The organism is Megasphaera massiliensis, assembly GCF_036305205.1.
Taxonomy (GTDB): domain Bacteria; phylum Bacillota; class Negativicutes; order Veillonellales; family Megasphaeraceae; genus Megasphaera; species Megasphaera massiliensis.
Window position 1 is genome coordinate 124,935 of record NZ_JAXIXE010000036.1, and the last position, 22,037, is coordinate 146,971.

24 protein-coding genes are annotated in these 22,037 nt (G+C 55.3%); 23 read left to right on the forward strand and 1 reads right to left on the reverse strand.

Translation table 11 applies throughout. The features are described 5' to 3' along the window. Nucleotides 1-2: 2 nt before the first annotated feature. From UCI88_RS07410 to UCI88_RS07445, 8 genes are read left to right on the forward strand one after another with little or no spacing between them, the layout of a single operon-like run. The gene (locus UCI88_RS07410) at nt 3-449 is read left to right on the forward strand and encodes a prepilin peptidase (protein WP_256179260.1); all 447 of its coding nucleotides are present in this window, start codon (nt 3-5) and stop codon (nt 447-449) included. Then, on the forward strand, nt 446-871 hold the full coding sequence (locus tag UCI88_RS07415; protein ID WP_044503697.1) for a hypothetical protein: 426 nt from the start codon (nt 446-448) through the stop codon (nt 869-871). The genes UCI88_RS07410 and UCI88_RS07415 overlap by 4 nt, the downstream gene beginning before the upstream one ends. Then, complete coding sequence (locus tag UCI88_RS07420) at nt 819-1,304, forward strand: hypothetical protein (RefSeq protein WP_256179259.1); 486 nt, start codon at nt 819-821, stop codon at nt 1,302-1,304. Before UCI88_RS07415 ends, UCI88_RS07420 begins: the two co-directional genes overlap by 53 nt. Continuing rightward, nucleotides 1,219-1,689, forward strand: a complete 471-nt coding sequence (locus UCI88_RS07425) for a hypothetical protein (RefSeq protein WP_230198103.1) — start codon at nt 1,219-1,221, stop codon at nt 1,687-1,689. The genes UCI88_RS07420 and UCI88_RS07425 overlap by 86 nt, the downstream gene beginning before the upstream one ends. Before the next feature lie 2 nt (nt 1,690-1,691). After that, nucleotides 1,692-2,102: a hypothetical protein gene (locus UCI88_RS07430; protein WP_256179257.1), complete on the forward strand. Its 411-nt coding sequence runs from the start codon at nt 1,692-1,694 to the stop codon at nt 2,100-2,102. A gap of 11 nt (nt 2,103-2,113) precedes the next feature. Further along, entirely contained in the window at nt 2,114-2,860 is a 747-nt protein-coding gene (locus UCI88_RS07435; RefSeq protein ID WP_256179256.1) for a hypothetical protein, read from the forward strand. Between the two features lie 15 nt (nt 2,861-2,875). Then, nucleotides 2,876-3,385 carry a hypothetical protein gene (locus tag UCI88_RS07440; RefSeq protein WP_256179255.1) on the forward strand — a complete coding sequence of 170 codons (510 nt, stop codon included), beginning with the start codon at nt 2,876-2,878 and terminating at the stop codon, nt 3,383-3,385. Then, on the forward strand, nt 3,369-3,845 hold the full coding sequence (locus UCI88_RS07445; protein WP_256179254.1) for a hypothetical protein: 477 nt from the start codon (nt 3,369-3,371) through the stop codon (nt 3,843-3,845). Before UCI88_RS07440 ends, UCI88_RS07445 begins: the two co-directional genes overlap by 17 nt. Before the next feature lie 224 nt (nt 3,846-4,069). Here UCI88_RS07445 and UCI88_RS07450 read toward each other — a convergent pair whose 3' ends face one another. After that, complete coding sequence (locus UCI88_RS07450; protein WP_256179253.1) at nt 4,070-4,507, reverse strand: hypothetical protein; 438 nt, start codon at nt 4,505-4,507, stop codon at nt 4,070-4,072. A gap of 412 nt (nt 4,508-4,919) precedes the next feature. On the opposite strand from UCI88_RS07450, the gene UCI88_RS07455 reads away from it, so the two are divergent. From UCI88_RS07455 to mfd, 15 genes are all read left to right on the forward strand, one after another. Next, a complete protein-coding gene (locus UCI88_RS07455) occupies nt 4,920-6,095 on the forward strand; it encodes an iron-containing alcohol dehydrogenase (RefSeq protein WP_256179252.1) in 1,176 nt (391 codons plus the stop codon). 225 nt (nt 6,096-6,320) lie between these two features. Further along, the gene (locus tag UCI88_RS07460; protein ID WP_330024166.1) at nt 6,321-7,034 is read left to right on the forward strand and encodes an AEC family transporter; all 714 of its coding nucleotides are present in this window, start codon (nt 6,321-6,323) and stop codon (nt 7,032-7,034) included. Nucleotides 7,035-7,102: 68 nt separating this feature from the next. Further along, complete coding sequence (locus tag UCI88_RS07465) at nt 7,103-8,101, forward strand: aldo/keto reductase (protein ID WP_065359788.1); 999 nt, start codon at nt 7,103-7,105, stop codon at nt 8,099-8,101. 142 nt (nt 8,102-8,243) lie between these two features. Beyond that, complete coding sequence (locus tag UCI88_RS07470) at nt 8,244-8,879, forward strand: flavodoxin family protein (protein ID WP_256179250.1); 636 nt, start codon at nt 8,244-8,246, stop codon at nt 8,877-8,879. A gap of 13 nt (nt 8,880-8,892) precedes the next feature. Beyond that, nucleotides 8,893-9,966: an alpha/beta hydrolase gene (locus tag UCI88_RS07475; protein WP_256179249.1), complete on the forward strand. Its 1,074-nt coding sequence runs from the start codon at nt 8,893-8,895 to the stop codon at nt 9,964-9,966. Between the two features lie 29 nt (nt 9,967-9,995). Next, the gene (locus UCI88_RS07480) at nt 9,996-10,592 is read left to right on the forward strand and encodes a flavodoxin (protein WP_044503709.1); all 597 of its coding nucleotides are present in this window, start codon (nt 9,996-9,998) and stop codon (nt 10,590-10,592) included. Between the two features lie 281 nt (nt 10,593-10,873). After that, nucleotides 10,874-11,917 (forward strand): cobalt-precorrin 5A hydrolase, encoded by a 1,044-nt coding sequence (locus UCI88_RS07485; protein ID WP_256179248.1) that lies wholly within the window; start codon nt 10,874-10,876, stop codon nt 11,915-11,917. 14 nt (nt 11,918-11,931) lie between these two features. Then, on the forward strand, nt 11,932-12,663 hold the full coding sequence (cobJ, locus tag UCI88_RS07490; RefSeq protein ID WP_256179247.1) for a precorrin-3B C(17)-methyltransferase: 732 nt from the start codon (nt 11,932-11,934) through the stop codon (nt 12,661-12,663). Beyond that, on the forward strand, nt 12,660-13,361 hold the full coding sequence (gene cobK / locus UCI88_RS07495) for a precorrin-6A reductase (RefSeq protein ID WP_044503712.1): 702 nt from the start codon (nt 12,660-12,662) through the stop codon (nt 13,359-13,361). Before cobJ ends, cobK begins: the two co-directional genes overlap by 4 nt. 34 nt (nt 13,362-13,395) lie before the next feature. After that, nucleotides 13,396-14,613, forward strand: a complete 1,218-nt coding sequence (gene cbiE / locus UCI88_RS07500) for a precorrin-6y C5,15-methyltransferase (decarboxylating) subunit CbiE (RefSeq protein ID WP_256179246.1) — start codon at nt 13,396-13,398, stop codon at nt 14,611-14,613. Between the two features lie 22 nt (nt 14,614-14,635). Beyond that, complete coding sequence (locus UCI88_RS07505) at nt 14,636-16,048, forward strand: cobyrinate a,c-diamide synthase (protein ID WP_256179245.1); 1,413 nt, start codon at nt 14,636-14,638, stop codon at nt 16,046-16,048. Further along, nucleotides 16,045-16,674: a precorrin-8X methylmutase gene (locus UCI88_RS07510; protein WP_044503714.1), complete on the forward strand. Its 630-nt coding sequence runs from the start codon at nt 16,045-16,047 to the stop codon at nt 16,672-16,674. Before UCI88_RS07505 ends, UCI88_RS07510 begins: the two co-directional genes overlap by 4 nt. Before the next feature lie 87 nt (nt 16,675-16,761). Next, complete coding sequence (locus tag UCI88_RS07515) at nt 16,762-17,667, forward strand: PHP domain-containing protein (RefSeq protein ID WP_256179244.1); 906 nt, start codon at nt 16,762-16,764, stop codon at nt 17,665-17,667. 3 nt (nt 17,668-17,670) lie between these two features. Next, a complete protein-coding gene (locus UCI88_RS07520; protein WP_256179243.1) occupies nt 17,671-18,636 on the forward strand; it encodes a peptidoglycan recognition protein family protein in 966 nt (321 codons plus the stop codon). A 112-nt stretch (nt 18,637-18,748) separates the two neighbouring features. Beyond that, nucleotides 18,749-22,033, forward strand: coding sequence for a transcription-repair coupling factor (gene mfd / locus UCI88_RS07525; RefSeq protein ID WP_256179242.1), 3,285 nt, complete (start codon nt 18,749-18,751; stop codon nt 22,031-22,033). Nucleotides 22,034-22,037 lie beyond the last annotated feature (4 nt).

A 22,037-nucleotide genomic window follows, 5' to 3' on the forward strand; every position in this document is an offset into this window, starting at 1 on the left:
CCATGGAGCTCTTTGGCCTTTGGTACGGCTTGGCTTTTGGGGCTACGGCCGCCATTACCTATACCGACGTCAAAGCCTATTGGATTCCCGATGCTCCCGTTGTCGTCCTGGCAGTCGGCAATATCCTGTCCTTGGGCCTTGGACTCGTGCGACCATCGGTCATGGCCGTCAGTGCGACGATTTTCTTTTTTCTCCTCCTCTACGTCCTCTGGCCGAACAGTATCGGCAGCGGTGACATTAAACTGGCCTTAGCCCTCTCTATCGGCTGTCCGGCGGGAGGGGCCTGGCTGATGACCGTGACGGCTTTCTTGTCCGCGACGGTCATCTCCCTTCTCTGTTGGAGCCTAAAGGGGAAGACCATCCTTCCCTTTGGGCCCTTCCTCCTCTTTGGCTGGTGGCTTTCACAGGAGATTCACTTTCAGTGGTTCGGTATCGGTCTCGGCTTATGAAACGACGCAATGGATTTATTCAACTGACAGGCCTGTTGACAGCTGTGTTCCTCCTCGGCCTTTATTTGGCCTTGGCTCTGAGCAGCAGCCAGTCCCTCAGCCGTCATCAAGCCCTTGACGGCCTCGTGCGGGAGTTGGTCTTTGATATGGAAATCGCCCGCCAGCACAGCCTTGGCAACAACGTCGGCAAAGATTACTGTAAATTGATGCTGCAAGAGGATCGGTATGTCTTGCAGCATCGCTATCGAGTGAAGAAAAAAAGGCCTTACCCGCCGGGGATACGGGTGACGAAAGGAGTGGTGCAGTTTGATGTTTACGGCCGTCCGAAGTATAAAATGGTGGTCGTCGTTTCGGCAGACGATGAGCGCTATGAGCGGCGCATCGTCGTGGCGGCTCAGACCGGGCGCATCCGCATCGAGTAGGAAGAACGGCTTTTTCTTCCTGGCTGACGGCATGGCAGCCTTTTTTATCGGAGCCGTCCTGCTGCTTGCCGCCGGAGCCCTTGCCGTCCAAGCCCTGGAGCTGCACCGGCGGGCTGCCTCTCGCTATCAGGCGGTCATGGTCGGCCGTCAGGCCATGGAACGGTGGAAGGCCGGACTGCCTTTGCCGGATGAGATAGAAGTGGCCGGACATCGTTATGGAATCCGGCATCGGCAGTATGGCGAGCAACGAGGGTATACGGTATGGGAAGTCGAGGTGGACGATGAAGGTGGCAAACCGTTTTTCTGTCGGCGCCTGGGGCCGATTCCGCCGAAGGAACGGCTGGATGATGATGGATATGCTGCTGGCCATGACCTTCGTCGTATTGGCCGTGACAGCCTTCCTGCCCCTGATGAGTCAGACCGTGAGCTTTGATAGAAGGGCCCATATTCAAGAGGCCTTACTGCGTCAGGCCGTGAGCATTGAAGCGACCTTGTTCCAAGAATTGGTCTACGGTCAGGAATGGGACGTGTCTTTCGACAGTATTCGCTTTACAACACCGCAGGGGAGGCGCAAAGGCTTTCTGGTGCACGGGGACGTCCTCTTTGTCCGCCTCAATGACGGGACGTATCAGCCACTGACCGGCGGTGTCGGTACGGTCAAGGGCTGTCGGATTCTGATTTACCCTTACGACAAAAGGCCCTTCTTTTCTCAAGAAGGGCAGGCCGTTGCCGTATCCCTTCTTCTCGTAGAGGAAGAAAGCGGGCTGTCCCTGCCGATTACGCTTATGGTAACGTCGTTGAATGAAGGAAGGCGATGAAGATGCGAAACGGATTCTTTTCTTTTTCGATGACGGCCATGGCCGTCCTGACCTTGTCCCTGGCCATGACGACGGCTTTGTTGGCCGTGAGCAGCCTGCAGATGGTTGCCATATATGAAAAGAAAGTCCGCCTGCACTACTTGGCGGACAGTGCCGTCCGAGAAGGATGGCAGGAGGTACAACAAAATCCACTTCCTTATTTTCAACGTCACGCCGTGGCCGTGCCTCAATCGGCGCAGCTGGCCGAAAAGGGAGAAGCCGTCACTGTCGAAGTTCAGGGCGACCGCGGGTATTTGCGGGCCCTTGCCGTCGATGAAGCGGCATCGTTAGAACAAACGAGCAGCCTTTTCTTTGAAGTAGTACGGCATGAAGACGGTCAGTATGAATTGCAGCCGCTTCATTATCGAGATTGAGAGGTGAGGGTATGCGGCAGTGCAGAAATGCCTGTCTGTGGCTGATGGGGCAGACGGTTCGCGTTTTAAAACAAACACGCAAATGGTATGGTCCCGTCGCCTTTTGTCAGGGCCATACGGAATGTGAGCGGCAATGGAAAAAGGATTGGCTTGATTCTCCCGATGAAATTCGGGCCAAAATGCCGCTGTTACTGGATCGCTACGGCCTGTCCGGCTGGCGTATCCATATCGTCGTCGGCGGACCGGATATGATATGGAAGCCTATTCCTTTAGCGACAGCAGATGCGGCCGAAGCCCGGGAACTCATTCGTGGTGCCGGCTTGCTCGACGAAGATGGGAAGCCCTATGGCTTTGACCTTGCCTGTCCTGAAAAAAATCGAGACGGGCTCTATGACTGGATCGTCGGCGCCTATCCGGCCGACTGTATCGAGGCTTTGTGTCAATCCGTCGTCGATGCCGATGCCGCCCTTGTTTCCTTGGACCTGCTGCCTGCTTTTTTGGGACGGATCCAACCGGAGGGGCAGGGCCTCCTATCGTTCCGGGATGAAAGGGTCCTCCATACGGTACATCTGCAAAACGGCCGGCCCCTGGCCTATGAGCTGCAAGAAGGTGCGCCTCTTTCAGAAGGGGCTTCGCCTTTTATGTGGCAGGAAGACGGGGAGACGGAAGGCCGCCCCTTGTCGCCGTCGAAGGCCGTTGCTCAGGTCATGGAACAGTATGGACTGTCTCAGGCGACGGCGTCCTTGATTCTGCTGTAAGGGAGCGTGGTGAGCGTGAAATGCAACTTGATACCGCCGGCATACCGGCAGCCTCGATGCCTTTGGGGAAAGCCCCTTACGCTGGGACTCTTGGGATTGGCCGGACTCTTTTTGGCAGGCGGAACTTTTTTTCAATACCAAATCGCCCAAGAGAAAATGTATTATGAAAGGGTACTCTATCCGATCCAAGAGAGAATCAAAGGCCATAACGACCGGATCCGAGAGGGGCAGGCTTTGGTCGAACGACAGGCCAAAGAACGGCAGGAGACGTCTTTTTCCTGGCCTGTCTTGTTCGTGGATCTGGCCCTTTCCAAACCGGATACGGTCGTTGTCACCAAGGTCAGCGGCCGAGACAGGGGAGCCGTCATCGAAGGCTTGACAGCGACTCCCGACGGGGCCCGAAAATGGCAGGGCTATTTACAGGCCGGCGGGCGGTATCAAGCGGCTGTGACCCGCATGCAGCCTAAAGGCGGCGAAGCCGTCCCTTTTTCCTTAGAAGTGAGTTGTCATGAAAAAAATTCTTAAAGGGCGGGTGTGGTCACCGTCGTGGATTCTGGCAGCCTTACTATTGGCGGGGCTCTCTCTGGGGTATGCTTGGATGTCGTATCAATCTTTTACAGCATGGAAAAGTCTTCGCAGCCAGCTTCAAGTCTATGCCCATAAAGATTTTTCGGCTTCCGCAGCGGTGCCGGACGGGAGTGCTGTCGATATGGAAGGGGCTGTTTCAAATCTGATCGACAGTCATGGACTGACCCTCTTGTCGTGGCACCAGGCCCGACAGGGCGATAGCCAGACCCTGATGATGGAAGGTCCTTTTGCCTCGATCCTGTCATGGCTCAATGACTGGCAGAAAGAAGTTCCCAACGGGTCCGTAAAGGTCATCGAGTGGGTGCCGACGGGCGAATCGACGGTTATTACCGTCGAAGTGTCGGGCCCTCCGGGACATACTGTCAAACAGAGAAAAATGGCTGAGCCCGGCTCCTAGATGAGTGGGAACGCTTTCTGTCACCGTCATGGAGACTGAGTCAGGGGGAATCGGTGAAACATCCTTTTCCACAGATAGAGTTCTTGGTCCGTTGGTTACGGGCATCTGAAAAAGCCACTGATGACTAAATCAGTCGTCAGTGGCTTTTTGTCGTAAAAAATCAGAAGGCGAATTTCGGATACATAAATCAGTCTCTATCCGGTACGAATCGATACGCCGATTTGTCAGTCGCCCCAGTCCATCATATGGTCGATAAAGGTGTCGATCCGGTCGCGTTGGCGCTCTTCCGGAGTTTTTTCCCGCTGGGCAGCATAGCACGGACCGTGGTGATGATAGGTGCCGCGACGGCCGGCTTGGCGGTAATGGGGATAGTAAGGCAGGGTATCCTGATGGAAGAAGGTTTCCGTATTGTACGTGTGGACGGCCTTGTTGTACTGGTCGACGGCGTCTCTCCGCCGGGCCAGGAGTTCGTCAATCTGTTTATCGACGTCGCGGACATAGGTGTCCAAATCTTTCCGATAGGCGTCCATTTCGGATCGGCTGGCCATTTCCGCTGAGAAGGGTTCATGGCTGCTGGAAAAACGTTCTTTGGCATCTGCGCCGATGGGCAGGGCCATTGCCAGGGAGGCTAGGATGGCAATAGACATCATTTTTTTTGACATAGCGTGTAGTCTCCTTTTTTTACATAAAATACATAATTATTATACCTTATTTTTACACCGAACCTCAAGTTCTATTCGGAAGTCATGACCATAAGGAAAATCTTTCCGTTTCTCCCAAATCATCTGCCGGCCCTGTTTCGGGAGAGGGCGTTCAAAGCCGTTCTGACTGACAAGAGAATAGGAGAGGATGAGGAGGTTTCAACAGGATTTTCGGCCGAAGGCATGTTTTTAGAAAAAGTTTTCAAAGAAGACTTGACCGGTAGTTAATACCGAATGATAAGATAAATTTGTACCTGAGGTGAAGGCCGGGACAGCCCCGTTTGTAAGCCCTTTTGGAAGGTTCGATACTTTTTGTTGCTTTTACACAGCCTCTTGGCTGTTTATAGATAGATATTGGATAGGAGACGATGAAATGGAAAACTTTGTTTTTGAAAATAGTACAAAAGCCTATTTTGGAAAAGGCTGCGTCGGTCAATACTTGCCGGAACTCTTGTCCCATTACGGGAAGACGGTCATGGTGGCCTATGGCGGCGGCTCCATTAAGCGGACCGGCATTTACGATGAAATCATGGCGATTTTGACCAAGGCCGAAAAGGACGTCGTCGAATTTTCGGGTATCATGGCCAATCCGACCTATGCCAAGGTCCTCGAAGGGGCGAAAATCGCCAAAGAACAGGACGTGGACCTCATCTTGGCTGTCGGCGGCGGTTCGGTCATGGACTGCTGCAAAGCCGTGTCCCTGGCTGCCGTCTATGACGGTGACGTGTGGACTGATTTTTGGGCTAAGGCCGGCACCGTCGACGTCAAACCTATTCCGTTAGGCATTGTCATGACCGTATCCGGGACGGGCAGTGAGATGAACGGCGGCGCCGTCATTACCAACGAAGACGTAAAGGTTAAGACCGGCCGCGATTACCCGGCCCTCAACGCTCAATTTGCCCTCCTCGACCCGCTTTATACCTACACCGTTCCTAAACTGCAAATGGTTTCCGGCGCCTTTGATTCCTTTACGCACATGATGGAAACCTATTTCAGCGCCCCCGATATCGATAATGTGTCGGACAGCATTAATGAAGCCCTCATGAAGAGCGTCGTCCGCAACCTTCGTAAGGCCATTGAAAATCCCGAAGACTACGAAGCTCGCAGCAACCTGGTCTGGCTCTCGACGATGGCTGAAAACCGGATTCTCAAATTGGGAAAGAAGGGCGATTTCCAAGGCCATATCTTAGAACACTCCCTGGGGGCTTTTACGGACTGCAACCACGGCTGCGGCCTGGCCGTCCTCTTGCCGGTCTATTACCGCCACATTAAAGTTGAAGGGGCGGAAAAATTCGCCCGCTTTGCCAGCGAAGTTTGGGGCATTTCCCCGGAAGGGAAGACAACGGCCGAACTTGCTAACGACGGCGTCGAAGCCTTGGCCTCTTTTGTAAAGGAAATCGGCCTGCCGACGACCTTGCGGGAACTGGGCATGACGGACGACCAAAAAGATTGGCTGCCCCGTATAGCTTCCGGTTGTGTCGCTTCCCCGGGAAGCTACAAGCACCTCGATGGCGATGAAATCTTGGCCATCTTTGAAGAAGCCTGGTAGGAAGGTGAATGAGGAACCGATGCTTATTTTACAACAAATGATTATTTTCGTCCTGCTCATGGCCGTCGGCGCCTTGGCCCGTCGCTATGAGATCCTGACGCCGGCCAATCAGCCGCAGATTACGAAATTGGTGGTCAACATTGCTTATCCGGCCATCATCTTATCGGGAGTCACCGGCAAGGGGCCCGCATTGAAGGGGCGGAACTGGCCTATGCCTTCGGCGTCATCCTGGCCATGCTGGTTTTGCTCATGGCCTGTGCCTGGATCCTGCCGCGGATCCTTCGCTATCCCAAGAAACACTACGGCATCGTCAATGTCATGATCATCTTCACCAATATCGGCTTCATGGGCGTTCCCATGATTGACGGCATTTACGGGAAAGATGCCCTCATTTATATGACCGTCCTCTTGATTCCTTTTAATATTCTCTTTTTCTCTTATGTTATCCAGACCATCAAAGGCAGTTCTGACAAGAAAGAACCCTTTCGTTGGCAGAGTTTGGCCAATACCGGCATGGGCGCCTGCATCCTGGCCATCATCCTTTACCTGAGCGGCATCGAGCTGCCGTATATACTGGCCCAGTCGATTACCATGCTCGGCAGTATGACGGCGCCTTTGGCCATGATGCTCCTCGGTTCTTTCCTGACCGATACGGCGTGGAAGGGCATGATAAACGGCCGCATCATCGCCTTTACGATCATCAAGATGGTCGTCATTCCCATCGTCCTGACCTTAATTCTCGGCCGCTTCGTGGATAATACGTATTTACTGGCCGTCTGCATGGCGGCACTGGCGACGCCGTCAGGGAACATCATTCCCCTCTTGGCAGCCGTTTATAATAAAGATGCCTATCCTGTCTCCGTAGAGGGCATTGCCTTGACGACGGCTGCTGCCGTGGTTACCATGCCAATCGTCGCTGTCGTCACCGGCCTTGGTTGAAGCAGGGAGAGAGGATAACTCATATAAATTTTGTGATATTTTATGTTATGAAGAAAGGAAGGATTTTTATGAAAACTCGCACCTTAGGAAAAGATTTTACCGTATCGGCCGTCGGCTTAGGCTGCATGGGCATGAGTCACGGCTACGGCCAGCCCAAAGATGTTAAGGACATGACAGAATTATTGGCCAAGGCCGTCGATGCCGGCTATACCTTCTTCGATACGGCCGAAGTCTATGGGACACCGGACGATCCCCACGCAAACGAAACCTTGTTGGGAGAAGCCTTGAAGCCTTTCCGCGACCGGATCCAGATCGGCACCAAATTCGGCATCCACTTCGATATGACGTCGCCCGAGCCCAATAAGCCCATCGTGCCCGATGCCCGTCCGGAACTTATCCGCAAGTCCGTCGAAGACTCTTTGAAACGCCTTCAGACCGACCATATCGACATCTATTACCAGCATCGCCAGGATACCAAGGTCCCCGTCGAAGACGTAGCTGCCGTCATGGCTGACCTCATCCGGGAAGGGAAGATCCTTCACTGGGGCCTGTCCGAAGTCGACGCAGACACCCTGCGCCGGGCCCATGCCGTCTGCCCGGTCACGGCCGTACAGAACCGCTATTCCATGATGGCCCGCTGGTACGAAAAAATGTTCCCGGTCCTCGAAGAACTGCAGGTCGGCTTAGTTGCCTTTTCGCCCATGGCTAACGGTTTCCTGACGGCTCGGTACGATGCGAATTCTCAATTTGATCCCGATACGGACTACCGCCGGAATATGCCCCAATTCCAGGCCGATGCTATCGAAGAAAACAAGGCCCTTTTGCAGTGGATCCAGGACCTGGCTGCCTCCAAGAATGCTACGCCGGCACAATTGTCCCTTGCCTGGATGATTTCTAAAAAGCCGTGGATCGTACCTATTCCGGGAACGACCAACCCGAATCGTCTCTTAGAAAACGGGGCAGCCGCGGACATCGAACTGACGGCTGATGAAGTACGCCAAATTGATGAAGCCCTGGATAAGATACAGATGTCGTCCGTCTTTGGCGGCACGGTCGTTCGGGGCTGATCGCTTTCCGACGGTTCGTCGGAGAGACCGAATTTTTCAATTTATAATAAAAAAGACATATGTTCCCTTGACTTGGACTCGACACCAAGGTTTATAGTGTAATAATGGAGTCAGGTTGAGGTGATGGAAAGAGGATATGACCATGAAAGTATTATTGGTAAACGGCTCGCCTCATAAAGAAGGCTGTACCTATACGGCCCTTCAGGAAGTGGCTCAGACCTTGGAAAAGCTCGATATCGAAACGGAATTCTTTTGGATTGGTGTCAAACCGATTGGCGGCTGCATGGCCTGTCATAAGTGCCGAGAAATCGGGCGCTGCGTCATTCCCGACATCGTCAATGAATTTCGGGAAAAGGCCTTGTCGGCGGACGGCTTCGTCTTCGGCTCACCCGTCCATTATGCGGCCCTGGCCGGCAATATGACGTCCTTCATGGACCGCGTCTTTTATGCCGAAGCCAACGGAAACGGCAATAAGGCCTTTTATTTGAAACCGGCAGCGGCCGTCATTTCGGCACGCCGGGCCGGGACGACCGTCTCTTTTGACCAGATGAATAAATACTTCACCCTGCAGGAAATGCCTATCGTCTCGTCGCGCTACTGGAATGAAGTCCATGGCGCGGCACCGGAAGAAGTCCTAGAAGATAAGGAAGGCCTGTATACCCTGCGGGTTTTAGGCCGCAATATGGCCTATATGCTGCGCTGTCAGGAAGCGGCTAGAAATGCCGGCGTGTCCCTTCCGGAACGGGAAGCCCCGATTTTTACCAATTTTATTCACTAAAAGGAGGTACCTTATGAAGATGAGAATGACTGCGGCAGCTATCTTGGCTGCGACACTGATTACCGGTTCGTCTTTTGCCATGAAGCCCGTGACGATCGTCGACCAGGGAAGTTTTTTGGCCGGAGGGACCGTGGTTACGGCACCGGGCGAGTATAAGGGGACGACGGAACCGACCAACAATGCCGGCGAAACCCTGCATGGCGACCACGCCTACGTCTTTTATCAGGAACCGAAGAATGCCCGCCGTACGGCCCTCGTCTTCCTTCACGGTTACGGTCAGTCGGCCAAGACTTGGGAAACGACGCCCGACGGCCGCGACGGCTTCCAGAATATCTTTTTGGAAAAACGGTACAAGACCTATCTCGTCGACGAACCGCGGCGGGGACGGGCCGGCCGTTCTACCGTCCCGACTTCAATCAGCGCCCGTCCGGACGACCAACTTTGGTTCAACAACTTCCGCATCGGCCAGTGGCCTGATTATAACGACAACGTAGCCTTCCCCAAAGATGCCGCTTCACAGGACCAGTTTTTCCGGGCTATGACACCGGACACGGGGGCTTTTGACGGCCATGTCGTCGCCACCGCCATGACGGCTGTCTTCGATAAGGTCGGCGACGGCGTCTTGATGACTCATTCGGCCGGCGGCGGTCCCGGCTGGGAAACGGCCATGGCCTCGTCCCACGTAAAAGGCGTCATCGCTTTGGAACCGGGCACCTTCCCCTTCCCGGAAGGGATGGTTCCGCCTGTCGAAGAAACGACCAGCCCATTCCCGACTAAGGGGACGGCCGTTTCCATGGATGATTTCATGAAACTGACTAAGATTCCCATCGTCGTCTATTATGGAGACAACATCCCGAAAGGCGATACACCGGTGGCCAATTGGGGCGAAGACACTTGGCGCATCCGCTGGAATCTGGCCAAGAAATGGGAAGCCCTGGTCAATCAGTACGGCGGCCATGTGGAAGTCGTCAGCCTGCCCGATATCGGCATCAAGGGCAACACCCATTTCATGATGTCCGACCTCAATAACGAGGAAGTGGCCGACGCCATCGCAGCCTGGCTCCATAAACAAGGTTTAGATAAATAATTTTATTATCGGACAAGGGGGATTTTGGTATGTGGAAAAAAATCATGAGCGGTTTATTGATGGCTGTCGCCTTAGTGACCCTTACGGCCTGCGGCAGTACGGGGACGACGGCGGCACAGCCGGCATCGGACGGGGCTAAGGCTGCCGCTTCTCAAGGAAAGGTCTTAGTCGTCTACTTCTCGGCAACAGGCAATACGAAACGCGTGGCCGAAACGATTGCCAACCATGAAAATGCGACGGTCTTTGAAATCAAGCCGACCGAGCCATATTCCGACAGCGACCTCAACTACCGCGACGACAACAGCCGCGTCGTTCGCGAACACGCCCAGCCTCAGCTGCGGCCGACCTATGAAGGCGACGTCGCCGACTGGGATTCCTACGATACGGTCTACATCGGCTACCCCCTGTGGTGGCAGCAGGCGCCGCATGTCGTCTACACCTTCGTGGAAGGTCATAACTTCAGCGGCAAAAAGGTCATTCCTTTCTGCACGTCAGCGGCAAGCTCCCTCGGGGACAGCGGTCAGAACCTGGCCAAGGCAGCAGGCACCGGCGATTGGCAGACCGGTGTCCGCTTCAATGGCGGGGCCAGCGACAACGACGTCTTGAACTGGCTGCAGCAGCAGTAAGAAAAAATCCGGCAGGAATAAATCGATTCCTTAGGGAAAAGATAATAAAAAAAGAGATTTTTTGTTCCGAGCAACCTCGACGGGCTGCTCGGAATTTTTTTGCTGCCAAAACATAGAATCTCAGGCTTTTCGTTGGTGGAAAGGATGTGCCGGGAAAGAGGGGGTGCGATACCGATATCGGTACACACCATACACCGATATCGGTATAAATATGGTATAATATCTTTGGTTTATATTAACGGATTGCAGAGGCACCGATTTTTTTAGAAGGGGGACAGGTCGTGAACGCAGTTGTTTTTTCCTTTACCAAAGCCGGAACGGCCCTTGGCGGTAGAGCAGCAGCCTTCCTTCAGCAAAATGGCTGGCAGGTCCGCCGGGCGACGCTCGCGAAGTTTGCCATACCGCCGGCCGTCTCCTTCGACCCGTCTCTGCGGGAAGAAACGGGCCGGGCTTTTCAATCGGCACGGCTCCTCCTTTTCGTCGGGGCAGCGGCCATCGCCGTGCGGTCTATTGCGTCTTTTATCCGTAAAAAGGATCAGGACCCGGCGGTTATCGTCATCGACGAAAAAGGGCAGTTCGTCATTCCCATCTTGTCCGGTCATATTGGCAGAGCCAATGAATGGGCCCGGCAAGTGGCTGAGGCCATAGGGGGACAGGCCGTCATTACGACGGCAACCGACGTCAATGCCTTATTTGCCGTCGATGAATGGGCCGCAAAGGCCGGTCTGCGCCTGTCTTCTCTGACGGAGGCCAAGGCCTTTGCTGCGGGTCTTCTGGAAAGGGGAAGGGCTGGCTTGTACAGTGAGTTTCCCATTGAAGGTCCTTTGCCGCCGGGCTTGGTCATGACGACGGATTGTGAAACGGGGTTGATTGTGACGACGAAAGAGAACCTGTCCCTTTTTCAAACTTCCGTCATGGTAAGACCGGCTATTCTCCATGTCGGCATCGGCTGCCGCCGCGGAACCTCATCCTCGGCTATTGAAAATGCCGTCTCATCGGCCCTTAAAGAGGCCAACCTCTCGAAAGAGGCCGTGGCGGACGTCAGCAGCCTCGACGTCAAGCGGGATGAAACGGGGCTCTTGGCCTTTGCTAAAGAGCGGTCATGGCCTATCCGCTTCTTTACGGCCGACGAGCTCAACGCTGTGCCGGGCACGTTTACGGCTTCGGATTTTGTCCGACAGGCCGTCGGGACGGACAATGTCTGTGAACGATCGGCCGTCAAGGCAAGTGGCGGCGGCAAGCTCGTCGTTTCCAAAAAGGCCGGTCAGGGTATCACCGTGGCCGTTGCCTGTGAATCGTATATACTCCGATTTTTAAATGTTTAGAAGGATGTGATTTCATGAAACCACATATTTACGTCGTCGGCATCGGTCCCGGCTCTGAACAGGGCATGACCTTGGAGGCCAAGGCTGTCCTCGAAGGCTGCGACTGCATCGTCGGCTACCATACATACATCGATTTGATTCGCAGCTATTTTCCTGACAAGGAATTTGTCGTCACCGGCATGACTCAGGAAGTGGCTCGCTGCCGCTTGGTCTTGGAACGAGCCCTTGAGGGGCAGAAGGTGGCCATCGTTTCCAGCGGTGACGCCGGCATCTACGGCATGGCCGGCATCATGCACGAAGTGGCTGCCGATACGCCGGACGTTGACATCGAAGTCATTCCCGGCGTCACCGCTGCCAGTGCCGGTGCCGCTCTTTTGGGGGCGCCCCTCATTGCCGACGCCTGCCTCATTTCCTTGAGCGATCTTCTGACGCCGTGGGATAAGATTGAAAACCGCCTGGACTGCGCTGCAGCCGGGGACTTTGTCATCTGCCTCTATAACCCGGCCAGCAAGAAGCGGTCTGACTACCTCGAAAAGGCTTGTGACATCATCCTGCGCCATCAGTCGGCCCATACGCCGGCAGGCATCGTCCGCAATATCGGCCGCGATGGCCAAGCGGTCAAGATTCTCACCTTGGGGGAACTGCGGACGCAGCACCTTGATATGTTCTGCACGGTCTTTATCGGCAACAGCCAGACTAAGGTCTTAAACGGCAAGTTAGTCACGCCTCGAGGCTATCGACTATGATTGGCCCCGTTTGGATTGCCGGCGGGACGACGGAAGGGCGGAAACTGGCCGGTTACGCCGCACGCTTTCAGGTCAAAGCCTTCGTCTCCGTAGCGACGGCCTACGGCGCGTCCTTATTGCCGAAAAGTCCTTATGTGACCGTCCTGGAAGGCCGAATGGATGAGGGACAGATGGAAGGATTTTTGAAGGACAAAGGGATACGCCTTGCCATCGACGCCACCCATCCCTATGCGACGGTCGTCACCGACAACATCAAGGCAGCCTGCCAAAAGGCCGGTGTCCCTTATCGCCGCATCAACCGCCGGGCCGGAACGTACCGGACGGATGGCCGCACCATTGCCGTTCGCACCGTCGACGAAGCCGTCGAAGTCCTGAGTCATACGGAAGGGAACGTATTTTTGACGACGGGCAGTAAGAACCTCGATGCCTTTGCCAAGATCCCGGGCTATGAAAATCGAGTCTATGCCCGTATTTTACCGGTCAAGGCCTCCCTCGAACGGGCCTTGGATTTGGGCTACCCGCCGGCGCGCCTGATCTGCATGCAGGGGCCTTTCTCGGCGGACCTCAATGCGGCCATGTTTAAAGAGACCGGGGCCCGCTACGTCGTCACTAAAAATTCAGGCCACACCGGCGGCTTCCAAGAGAAACTGAAAGGGGCCGAACGAACGGGGGCGACGGTCATCATCATTGAACGCTGACAGGGAGATTATTTCGTCAGGGAAAGGACGTTATATGCATATCTATGTTATCGGCACCGGTCCGGGAAACCCGAATCTTTTGACCGTACAAGCCAAACGTGCCATCGAAGCCTCGACCCTTCTCGTCGGCGACAAGCGGATGCTGGAACCCTTTGAGGGGACGGGGAAAGAATTGGTCCGGACTTATCGGCGCGATGAAATCTGCCGCCTGGCGGCGTCGCGGACGGATGCGGATGGGCCTATGGCCGTCTTAGTATCGGGGGATGTCGGCTTTTTCAGCTTGGCAGCCTTATTGAAGAACATCCCGGACTGCACCGTGATCCGTATCGCCGGCATCAGCAGTCTGGTCTACTTTGCCGCCGCCTTGGAGACATCTTGGAATGACGTCTTCATCGTCAGCCGCCATGGTCGGCAGGAACCGCTTATTCCGGCTGTACGCCAGCATGCCAAGGTCTTCGTCCTCACCGGCGGCAGCGAATCACCGTCTGCCCTCTGCCGCAGTCTCTGTGACAGAGGGCTTGGAGCCGTGCGGGTTGCCATCGGCTGTAATCTCTCTTATGACGACGAAGTCATCCTTCGCGGTACGGCTGCTGACTTTACGGAAAGAGGGGACGACGCCTTAGCCGTCATGATGATTGAAAATGACGACGCCCGTCCTTGGCAGCGCCCTGTACACGGTCTTGCCGACGAGGCTTTTTTGCGGGGTAAGGCGCCCATGACCAAACAGGAAATCCGCAGCGTGGCCTTGTCGAAACTGGCACCGGCTGCCGATGCCGTCGTCTACGATATCGGTGCCGGTACCGGGTCCTGTACGGTGGAACTGGCCCTGCAGGCGCCCTTTGGAAGGGTTTATGCCTTTGAAATAAACGACGATGCCCTGCGGGTCTTGAAGCAAAATATCGCCCATTTTGATTTGGCCAATGTCACCGTCGTGTCCGGTGATGCCAGCGCGCGGCTGAAGGATGTGGAAACGCCGCCGGACTATGTCTTTATTGGCGGTACCAAGGGGAGGCTCGTAGCCATCCTCGACGAGGTCTACCGGAAAAATGAAGCCTGTGCCGTCGTCGTCACGGCCATTACCATCGAGACCTTGGCGGCCCTTACGACCTACTACGGATCGCATCCCGAGTATGATCTCGATATTACTCAGGTCAGCGCGGCCCGCAGTCAAAAAGTCGGCGCCAGCCATCTCATGATGGCCCAGAATCCGATTTTTATTGTAACCATTGTCCGCCGTTCCCATGTTTCCTGACGGTCTTATAAAGGAGGTTCCTATGGCGCATCGATCCACGATTCCGCGGCTGTTAATCGCGGCTCCCAAAAGCGGCAGCGGCAAGACGACCGTCGTCTGTGCCCTGCTGCAGGCTTTAAAAAAACGCAGATTGTCCCTGACAGCCTTTAAGTCCGGCCCGGACTATATCGATCCCATGTTCCACCGCCGCGTCCTTCACACTCCGTCGTATAACCTCGATCTCTTTCTCTTCGGCCGCGGCGAAAAAGGAGCCCAAGCGGCCCGGCAGCTTCTTTGCCGTCATGGAGAAAAGTCTGACCTGGTTCTCATCGAAGGGGCCATGGGCTATTACGACGGTGTCGGAAGGGGTCACGAAGCCAGTGCCTATGACGTTGCTGCCGTTACCGATACACCGGTCGTAATTGTCGTCGACGGCCGTGGGGCAGGGCTCTCCTTAGGTGCCGTCTTAAAGGGAATGGCCGATTTTTATCCGGACAGCCATATCGTCGGCTTTATCGTAAACCGCATAAAACCCATGGTATACGCCCATTTTAAGGACGCTTGGGAAAAGGCCTCGGGCCTTACGGCTTTAGGCGCCCTTCCGGATCTTCCGTACTGCGCCTTTTCCAGTCGCCACCTGGGATTAGTGACGGCCGGAGAAATACAGAACCTTCAGGCTATTATGGAGCGCCTGGCGGACGCGGCTGAAATGCATATCGACCTCGACGGCCTGTTAACCCTGGCCCGGGCAGCCTCGCCCCTTGCCGAAGGAGACGCATTGGAAGCGGGAAAAGAAGGGGAGACGGAACGACAGGCTGTCATTGCCGTGGCCCGTGACGAGGCTTTTTGCTTTTACTACGAAGACAGCCTGGACGTCCTTCGCCGCTGCGGGGCCGAATTGATCTTTTTCAGCCCCCTTCACGATGAGGTTCTGCCGCCTTGCGACGGTCTTTATGTGGGCGGCGGCTATCCCGAACTTTACGCTCGAGAACTTGAAGTTAACGAAAGCCTGCGCGGCCAGATCAGACAGGCCTTGATAGGCGGACTGCCTTGCTTTGCCGAATGCGGCGGCTTCATGTATCTCCATCAGTATTTTCGCGGCGACGACGGGAAGCTTTGGGCTTGGGTCGGTGCCGTTCCCGGTGAGACCTTTATGACGACGTCCCTTCAGCACTTCGGTTACGTGACCTTACAGGCAGAAGAAGACAACCTCCTCTGTAAGGCCGGTGACACCATACCGGCCCATGAATTCCATTATTCCAAGAGTTCTCTGGAAGGGGAGGCCTTTACGGCCTATAAGGCCGGGAGTCGGCGTTCCTGGCCCGGCGGCGTGGCCGGTGAAACCTTAGCCGCCAGTTATCTCCACCTCCATTTCCTCGGAAATCCGGATTGGGCGGCTAACTTCGTCAAAGCCTGCCGGGATCGAGGTCGTTTCAGAAAGGATGAATCTGTATGAAGATAGAACATATTTTACCGGCCGACATCGAACGCCGCAGCATGGAAATTATTGAAAGCGAACTGGGGCCGATTGAGCTTCCGCCCGATGAAAAGGACATCATCAAGCGCGTCGTTCACACCAGCGCCGACTTCGATTACGTCCGCAACCTGCGCTTCAGCGAGGGTGCCGTAACGAAGGCCCTAGAAGCCTTGAAAGGCGGCTGCACCATCGTGACCGATACCAATATGGCCTGTATGGGCATCAGTAAGCCCGGTCTTACGAAACTGGGCTGCCAAAAGGTCTGCTTCATGGCTGATGACGACGTAGCCGCTGCGGCCCGGGAACAGGGGACGACGCGGGCTCAGGCCTCGATGGATAAGGCCGCCGGTCTTACGGGACCGCTCATCATCGCCGTCGGCAATGCGCCGACAGCCCTTCTGCGCCTGAAAGAACTCATCGATGAAGGACGCATCGCGCCGGCCCTCATCATCGGCGTTCCCGTCGGCTTCGTCAATGTCGAATACGCCAAAGACGTCATCATGGAAGCCGGCGTCCCTTATATCGTCGCTAAAGGACGAAAAGGGGGCAGCACCATTGCCGCTGCTATCTGCAACGCCCTCATTTATAAACTGACTCGCGGATAAGCCCATATCTTACTTACTTCTTACTGGCACGGCGCCGTCATGCGTAGTATAATAAGGGCGACATTTAAATGAGAGGGAGTGTAGAGTATGGAAACATGGCTTGATTTGCACATGCATACAAAATACAGCATGGACGGTCAGTTTGAACCGGCCGACTTGATACGTCAGTGCGCTGACGCGAAGGTACAGGCCGTGGCCGTCACCGACCACGATTCCACCCGGGCCATTCCCGAAGCACGGGAAGAAGCGTCCCGGATGGGACTGCGCCTCATACCGGGCATTGAAATCAGTTGTCAGCATGAGGGGAAGAACTTTCACCTCTTAGGCTATGGGATTCATCCCGATGCCGCCGTATTTGAAGCGATTGAAAAGGATGTGTACGGCCAACGAAAAGTCGTGTCCGACAAAGTGCTCGACGCCGTCGAAGCCTTAGGCATCGTCCTCGACCGCGACGCCATTTGGAAACTTTGTACCAGTGGTGTCGTCGCGTCGGTTCACATCGCTCGCGTTGCCCTTTCGGACCCGCGCAATGCCGACTGCCCCGTCCTGGCACCCTATCGGCCGGGCGGCAGCCGCAGTGCTGCGCCCTATGTCAACTTCGGCTGGGATATCTGCGGTCAGGGGGGACCGGCCTTCATCCCCATGACCTTCATGGATTTTTCAAAGGCTGTCGATATCATTCACAATCAGGGCGGCGCCGCCGTATTGGCCCATCCCGGAGCCAATATGAAGCAGAACCGTCCTTTGACGGAAACCCTCATCGCCCTCGGTCTGGACGGCATCGAAGCTTACTGCAGCTATCACGATGACGATACGGCTGCCTTTTACCGCCGGATTGCCGATGAACACGGCCTGATGGCGACCATTGGCAGCGACTACCACGGCCGGGCTAAGCCGCATATTGCCCTCGGCACGTACGGTCATCCCGAGCCGCAGGCTTTGTGGGACCGCCTGGTCGCACACATTCAAAATCATCATGGGGAAGTGTACTAAATCATGAAACAAAGCAAGACCCTGTCAGCCCTGGCCGTTGCGCTGTGGCTGGCTTTTGGTTTTTCAAGCCTGTCGTTGGCGGCATCGCCGTCGGACATCGAAGCGGCCTATACGGTCGGTGCCGTTTCCGATTCGAATCAGTCCGTAACGAAGGCGGCTACTGAAAAAGGAAAGGCGACGGTAAAGAAAAAGGGCGTCGATAAAAAATCGTCGTCCGAAAAGAAGGGGACGAAAGGGGATACCCCTGCCAAATCTTTGACAGACGGCGAATCCTCAGAACTTCAGCCCGTCGCCGTGAGCAGTGTACCACGGGATGCGAAGCCTGCCGGAGCCCGCGGCGTCCTGCGGACCTATCATCCGGCAACGGATGCAGCCCCGGCCGAACCGATGGCTATTAAGGAAACGAATTTCCGCTTCAATGAACCCTTATTGCTGCGGCCCAAGACGGACATGATCGTCATCCACCACGTCGGCATTCCCGACGGCGATACGTCGGCGGCTGCCATTCACCGAGCCCATTTAGCGAACGGCTGGGCCGGCATCGGCTACCATTACGTTATCCGCAAAGACGGGACCATCGAACGGGGACGCCCCTTAGCGACGGTCGGAGCCCATGCCCAAGGGCAGAACTATCACACTGTCGGCATCAACGTCACGGGCAACTTCGATAAAGAAATTCCCACGCCGGCTCAGCTCCACGCCTTAGAAGGCCTCGTTGCCTGGTTGTGCAAGATTTATGAAATCACGCCGAGTGCAGCGACCATCGTCGGTCACCGTGACGTCAACAGTACGGACTGCCCGGGTCAGCACCTCTACGACATGCTGCCTCAGATCCGCCGCGATGTGGAAAAGCGGATGGAAGGCGATGCCGCTCCGTCTTATGAAGATACCCTGAAAGAAAAGAGCCTCCTCAAGATGAGTCGTAAGGAACGGGAAGCCTTTATCATGCAGGGCGCGGCGGGACGATAATGTGCCTAGTCGGGACGAATGAACTATGATATAATAAAAAACACGCAAGTATGATGATAATTATCGAGGGCTTTGGGAAACTAAAGCCCCCTTTGTCATGAGGTAAAAAAGCATGAAGCAATTCTTTCAATGGATGAATCAAGATGAAAATATCCGGTCCGCCGGGGAGGCCTTTTTAAAGCCCGGCTGTCACAGCATCTACGGCCTCAGCGGCTCTGTCAAGAGCGCTCTGGTCGCTAAGGTGCTGCACGAAGACCCCCGTCAGGTCGTCCTCGTCGTCCCGTCGCGGGAACAAGCGGCGGCCTGGCAGGCGGACCTGGCCTTTTTGGCGCCTGACGTAAAGGTTCTCGACTTTCCCGTCGTCGATAAGGCCGTCTTTACGACGACGGCTAAAAGTATCGACCGGATGGCTCGGCAGATGGAAGCCCTGGGCCGTCTGCGCCAGGGGGATCCGGTCCTCGTCTTGGCTGCGCCGGAAGAAGCGGCACAGTACGTCATGGCTCCCCAGCGCATCGACGATGCGGCCATCGACGTCGAAATCCAAGGAGAATACGATCGCGATGACTTGTTGCAGCACCTCGTAGACGCCGGCTATGAACGGGTTGACATGGTTGAACGGCGAGGCCATTTTTCCGTCCGCGGCGACATTGTCGACGTCTTTGCCGTCAATGAACCGCAACCCCTGCGCCTGGCCTTCTTTGGCGATGAACTGGAAAGCATCCGCGCCTTCGACGTCGACAGCCAAAAGTCGCTGTATGATGCCGAACGGGCGCGGATTTTGCCCGTGTCCCTGACGACGGCGGACGATGAGGAATATACCATCCTTGATTACGTCGAAGAAGGGACCATCATCTGGGATGAACCGAACCGGGTCCGTGACGGCCTTAAAAAGATTCTCAAAGAATCGGACGATTACAAGGGCGTCCTGGCGTCGTGGAAAAATATGGTCTCGCCGGAACGAAAAGTTCCTCAAATCGTCTTGTCCCTTATGGCCCAATCCGTGCCCGATATGCTCATCGACGAGTCCTTCAGCTTTGCCGCCAAGATGATGGCCAGCTTCCAAAAGCAGTTCAACCTCCTCGAAGAAGAAGTCGGCCATTGGCAAAGCTTAGGCAATACCATCGTCTTCGTCATCAACAGCAGAGAGCGCATTGCCTCCCTCAAAGCCTGGATGAAGCAGCATGACCTTTCGATTGCCGATTATGACGACGAAAAAAGCGCCGCCGGCGGCATGTATATCGTCGAAGGGGAAATCCACGACGGCTTTGAACTGCCTTATGCCAAGGTCGTCGTCGTCGCCGAACGAGACGTCTTCGGCACTCAGAAACGACGCCTGCGACACCGCGTTGCTAAGGGCCAGGAAATCAGCGTCTTTACCAGTCTGAAGGCCGGCGACTACGTCGTCCATGAAGTCCACGGCATCGGCCGCTACATGGGCATCAAGACCATTGAAATGGATGGCGTCCATAAAGATTATCTCGAAATTCACTATGCCGGGAAAGACATCCTCTACGTGCCGACGGACCAGTTATCCCTCCTCCAGCGCTACATCGGCAACGAAGGCGATACGCCGAAATTACAGAAGATGGGCGGCTCGGACTGGCAGAAGATACGCTCTAAGGCTCAGAAGTCGATTACCGATTTGGCTGAAAAACTCGTCGCCCTCTACGCAAAAAGGGAAGTCGTTTCCGGCTATGCCTTCCCGCCGGATACGCCCTTTCAGAAAGAATTTGAAGAAGCCTTTCCCTATGAAGAAACGGAAGATCAGTTAAAAGCCGTTCGTGAAATCAAGGACAGCATGGAAAAACCGACGCCTATGGACCGCTTGGTCTGCGGCGATGTCGGCTTTGGCAAGACGGAAGTGGCCATGCGGGCTATTTTTAAGGCCGTCACAGCCGGTAAGCAGGTTGCCGTCTTGGTACCGACGACGGTCTTGTCTCAGCAGCACTTCCAGACCTTTATGGAACGGTTCGGCCCCTTCGGTGTCCACGTCGAAGTCCTCAACCGTTTCCGTTCCTACAAAGAAAAGAAATCGATCCTGGCCCGGACCTTGACCGGCGATATCGACATCCTCATCGGGACTCACAGCCTGCTCAACAAGAACGTTAAATTCAAGTCCCTGGGCCTTCTCGTCGTCGACGAAGAACAGCGTTTCGGCGTCGCCCAAAAAGAAAAATGGAAGGCCTGGGCCGCCCATATCGACGTCTTGTCCCTCAGTGCTACGCCGATTCCGCGGACCCTCCACATGTCTTTGGTCAACCTGCGGGAAATGTCGGTCATCGAATCGCCGCCGACGGACCGCTTCCCGGTCCAGACTTACGTCGCTGAATACGACGCCCGCATCGTCAGTGACGCTATCATGCGCGAAAAGAGGCGGGGCGGCCAGGTCTTTTTCGTCTATAATCGTGTCGCTTCCATCGAACGCATGAAGGACGAACTGCAGGCCCTCCTGCCTGACGTAACCATCGGCATCGCCCACGGTCAGATGGCCGGCAGCATGCTCGAGTCGATGATGTTCGATTTCTATGAAGGAAAGTACGACGTACTCCTCTGCTCGAGCCTCGTCGAAAACGGCCTTGACGTAGCCAATGCCAATACGATCATCATTTACGACGCCGACCACTTCGGCCTGTCTCAGCTCTATCAGATGCGGGGCCGCGTCGGTCGGAGCCACCGCATGGCCTATGCATACTTCTTGTACCGCAGGGACAAGGTTTTGTCTGAAGTCGCTGAAAAACGGCTCCAAGCCATCAAAGAATTTACCGAACTCGGTTCCGGTTTTAAAATCGCCATGCGCGACCTTGAAATCCGCGGTGCCGGCAACCTCCTCGGTCGGGAACAGCACGGCAACATCGCCAGCGTCGGCTTTGCCATGTACTGCCATATGCTGGAAGAAGCCATTGCTAAGGCCCAGACCGGGAAAGAAGTGGAACCGCCGCCGCCGGAAACGGTCATGGAAATCCACGTCGACGCCTTTATCGACAACGAATACATTCAAAACGGCGGTCAGAAAATCGACATGTACCAGCGCTTGGCTGTCGTCTCTTCGAAAGAAGAGCTGGACGAACTGCGCCGCGAACTGGAAGACCGCTATGGCCGACCCAGTTCGTACGTCGAAAAGCTCCTTCAGGTGACGGAAACCCGTCTCGAAGCCAAGGCTCAGGGAATGGTCCTCATCGCCCAGAAGAAGGACGTCCTCGAAATCAAGTGGCGCCGCGTCTCGGACATGCCCGATTTGACGAAACTCGAAAAGCCCCTGCGCAGCCGCTTCCGCCTCGTTCCCAGTATACCGGTCATGGTCCGCGTATCCCTTTCCGGTATCGCCGATATCCTCGACTTTATCCAGACCTTGCTGACGGCCTTTTCCTCCCTTCGAAAGGAGGATTCCCGTGACTAACTTT

Bases quoted from the DNA above. Each gene is read 5' to 3' on its own strand.
- UCI88_RS07435 (WP_256179256.1), top strand. From the start codon at position 2,114: ATGCGGCAGTGCAGAAATGCCTGTCTGTGGCTGATGGGGCAGACGGTT.
- UCI88_RS07515 (WP_256179244.1), top strand. From the start codon at position 16,762: ATGGAAACATGGCTTGATTTGCACATGCATACAAAATACAGCATGGAC.
- UCI88_RS07445 (WP_256179254.1), top strand. From the start codon at position 3,369: ATGAAAAAAATTCTTAAAGGGCGGGTGTGGTCACCGTCGTGGATTCTG.
- cbiE (WP_256179246.1), top strand. From the start codon at position 13,396: ATGCATATCTATGTTATCGGCACCGGTCCGGGAAACCCGAATCTTTTG.
- UCI88_RS07430 (WP_256179257.1), top strand. From the start codon at position 1,692: ATGCGAAACGGATTCTTTTCTTTTTCGATGACGGCCATGGCCGTCCTG.
- UCI88_RS07475 (WP_256179249.1), top strand. From the start codon at position 8,893: ATGAAGATGAGAATGACTGCGGCAGCTATCTTGGCTGCGACACTGATT.
- UCI88_RS07455 (WP_256179252.1), top strand. From the start codon at position 4,920: ATGGAAAACTTTGTTTTTGAAAATAGTACAAAAGCCTATTTTGGAAAA.
- UCI88_RS07450 (WP_256179253.1), bottom strand. From the start codon at position 4,507: ATGTCAAAAAAAATGATGTCTATTGCCATCCTAGCCTCCCTGGCAATG.
- UCI88_RS07520 (WP_256179243.1), top strand. From the start codon at position 17,671: ATGAAACAAAGCAAGACCCTGTCAGCCCTGGCCGTTGCGCTGTGGCTG.
- cobJ (WP_256179247.1), top strand. From the start codon at position 11,932: ATGAAACCACATATTTACGTCGTCGGCATCGGTCCCGGCTCTGAACAG.
- cobK (WP_044503712.1), top strand. From the start codon at position 12,660: ATGATTGGCCCCGTTTGGATTGCCGGCGGGACGACGGAAGGGCGGAAA.
- UCI88_RS07470 (WP_256179250.1), top strand. From the start codon at position 8,244: ATGAAAGTATTATTGGTAAACGGCTCGCCTCATAAAGAAGGCTGTACC.
- UCI88_RS07510 (WP_044503714.1), top strand. From the start codon at position 16,045: ATGAAGATAGAACATATTTTACCGGCCGACATCGAACGCCGCAGCATG.
- UCI88_RS07425 (WP_230198103.1), top strand. From the start codon at position 1,219: ATGATGGATATGCTGCTGGCCATGACCTTCGTCGTATTGGCCGTGACA.
- UCI88_RS07410 (WP_256179260.1), top strand. From the start codon at position 3: ATGGAGCTCTTTGGCCTTTGGTACGGCTTGGCTTTTGGGGCTACGGCC.
- UCI88_RS07480 (WP_044503709.1), top strand. From the start codon at position 9,996: ATGTGGAAAAAAATCATGAGCGGTTTATTGATGGCTGTCGCCTTAGTG.
- UCI88_RS07420 (WP_256179259.1), top strand. From the start codon at position 819: ATGAGCGGCGCATCGTCGTGGCGGCTCAGACCGGGCGCATCCGCATCG.
- UCI88_RS07505 (WP_256179245.1), top strand. From the start codon at position 14,636: ATGGCGCATCGATCCACGATTCCGCGGCTGTTAATCGCGGCTCCCAAA.
- mfd (WP_256179242.1), top strand. From the start codon at position 18,749: ATGAAGCAATTCTTTCAATGGATGAATCAAGATGAAAATATCCGGTCC.
- UCI88_RS07415 (WP_044503697.1), top strand. From the start codon at position 446: ATGAAACGACGCAATGGATTTATTCAACTGACAGGCCTGTTGACAGCT.
- UCI88_RS07465 (WP_065359788.1), top strand. From the start codon at position 7,103: ATGAAAACTCGCACCTTAGGAAAAGATTTTACCGTATCGGCCGTCGGC.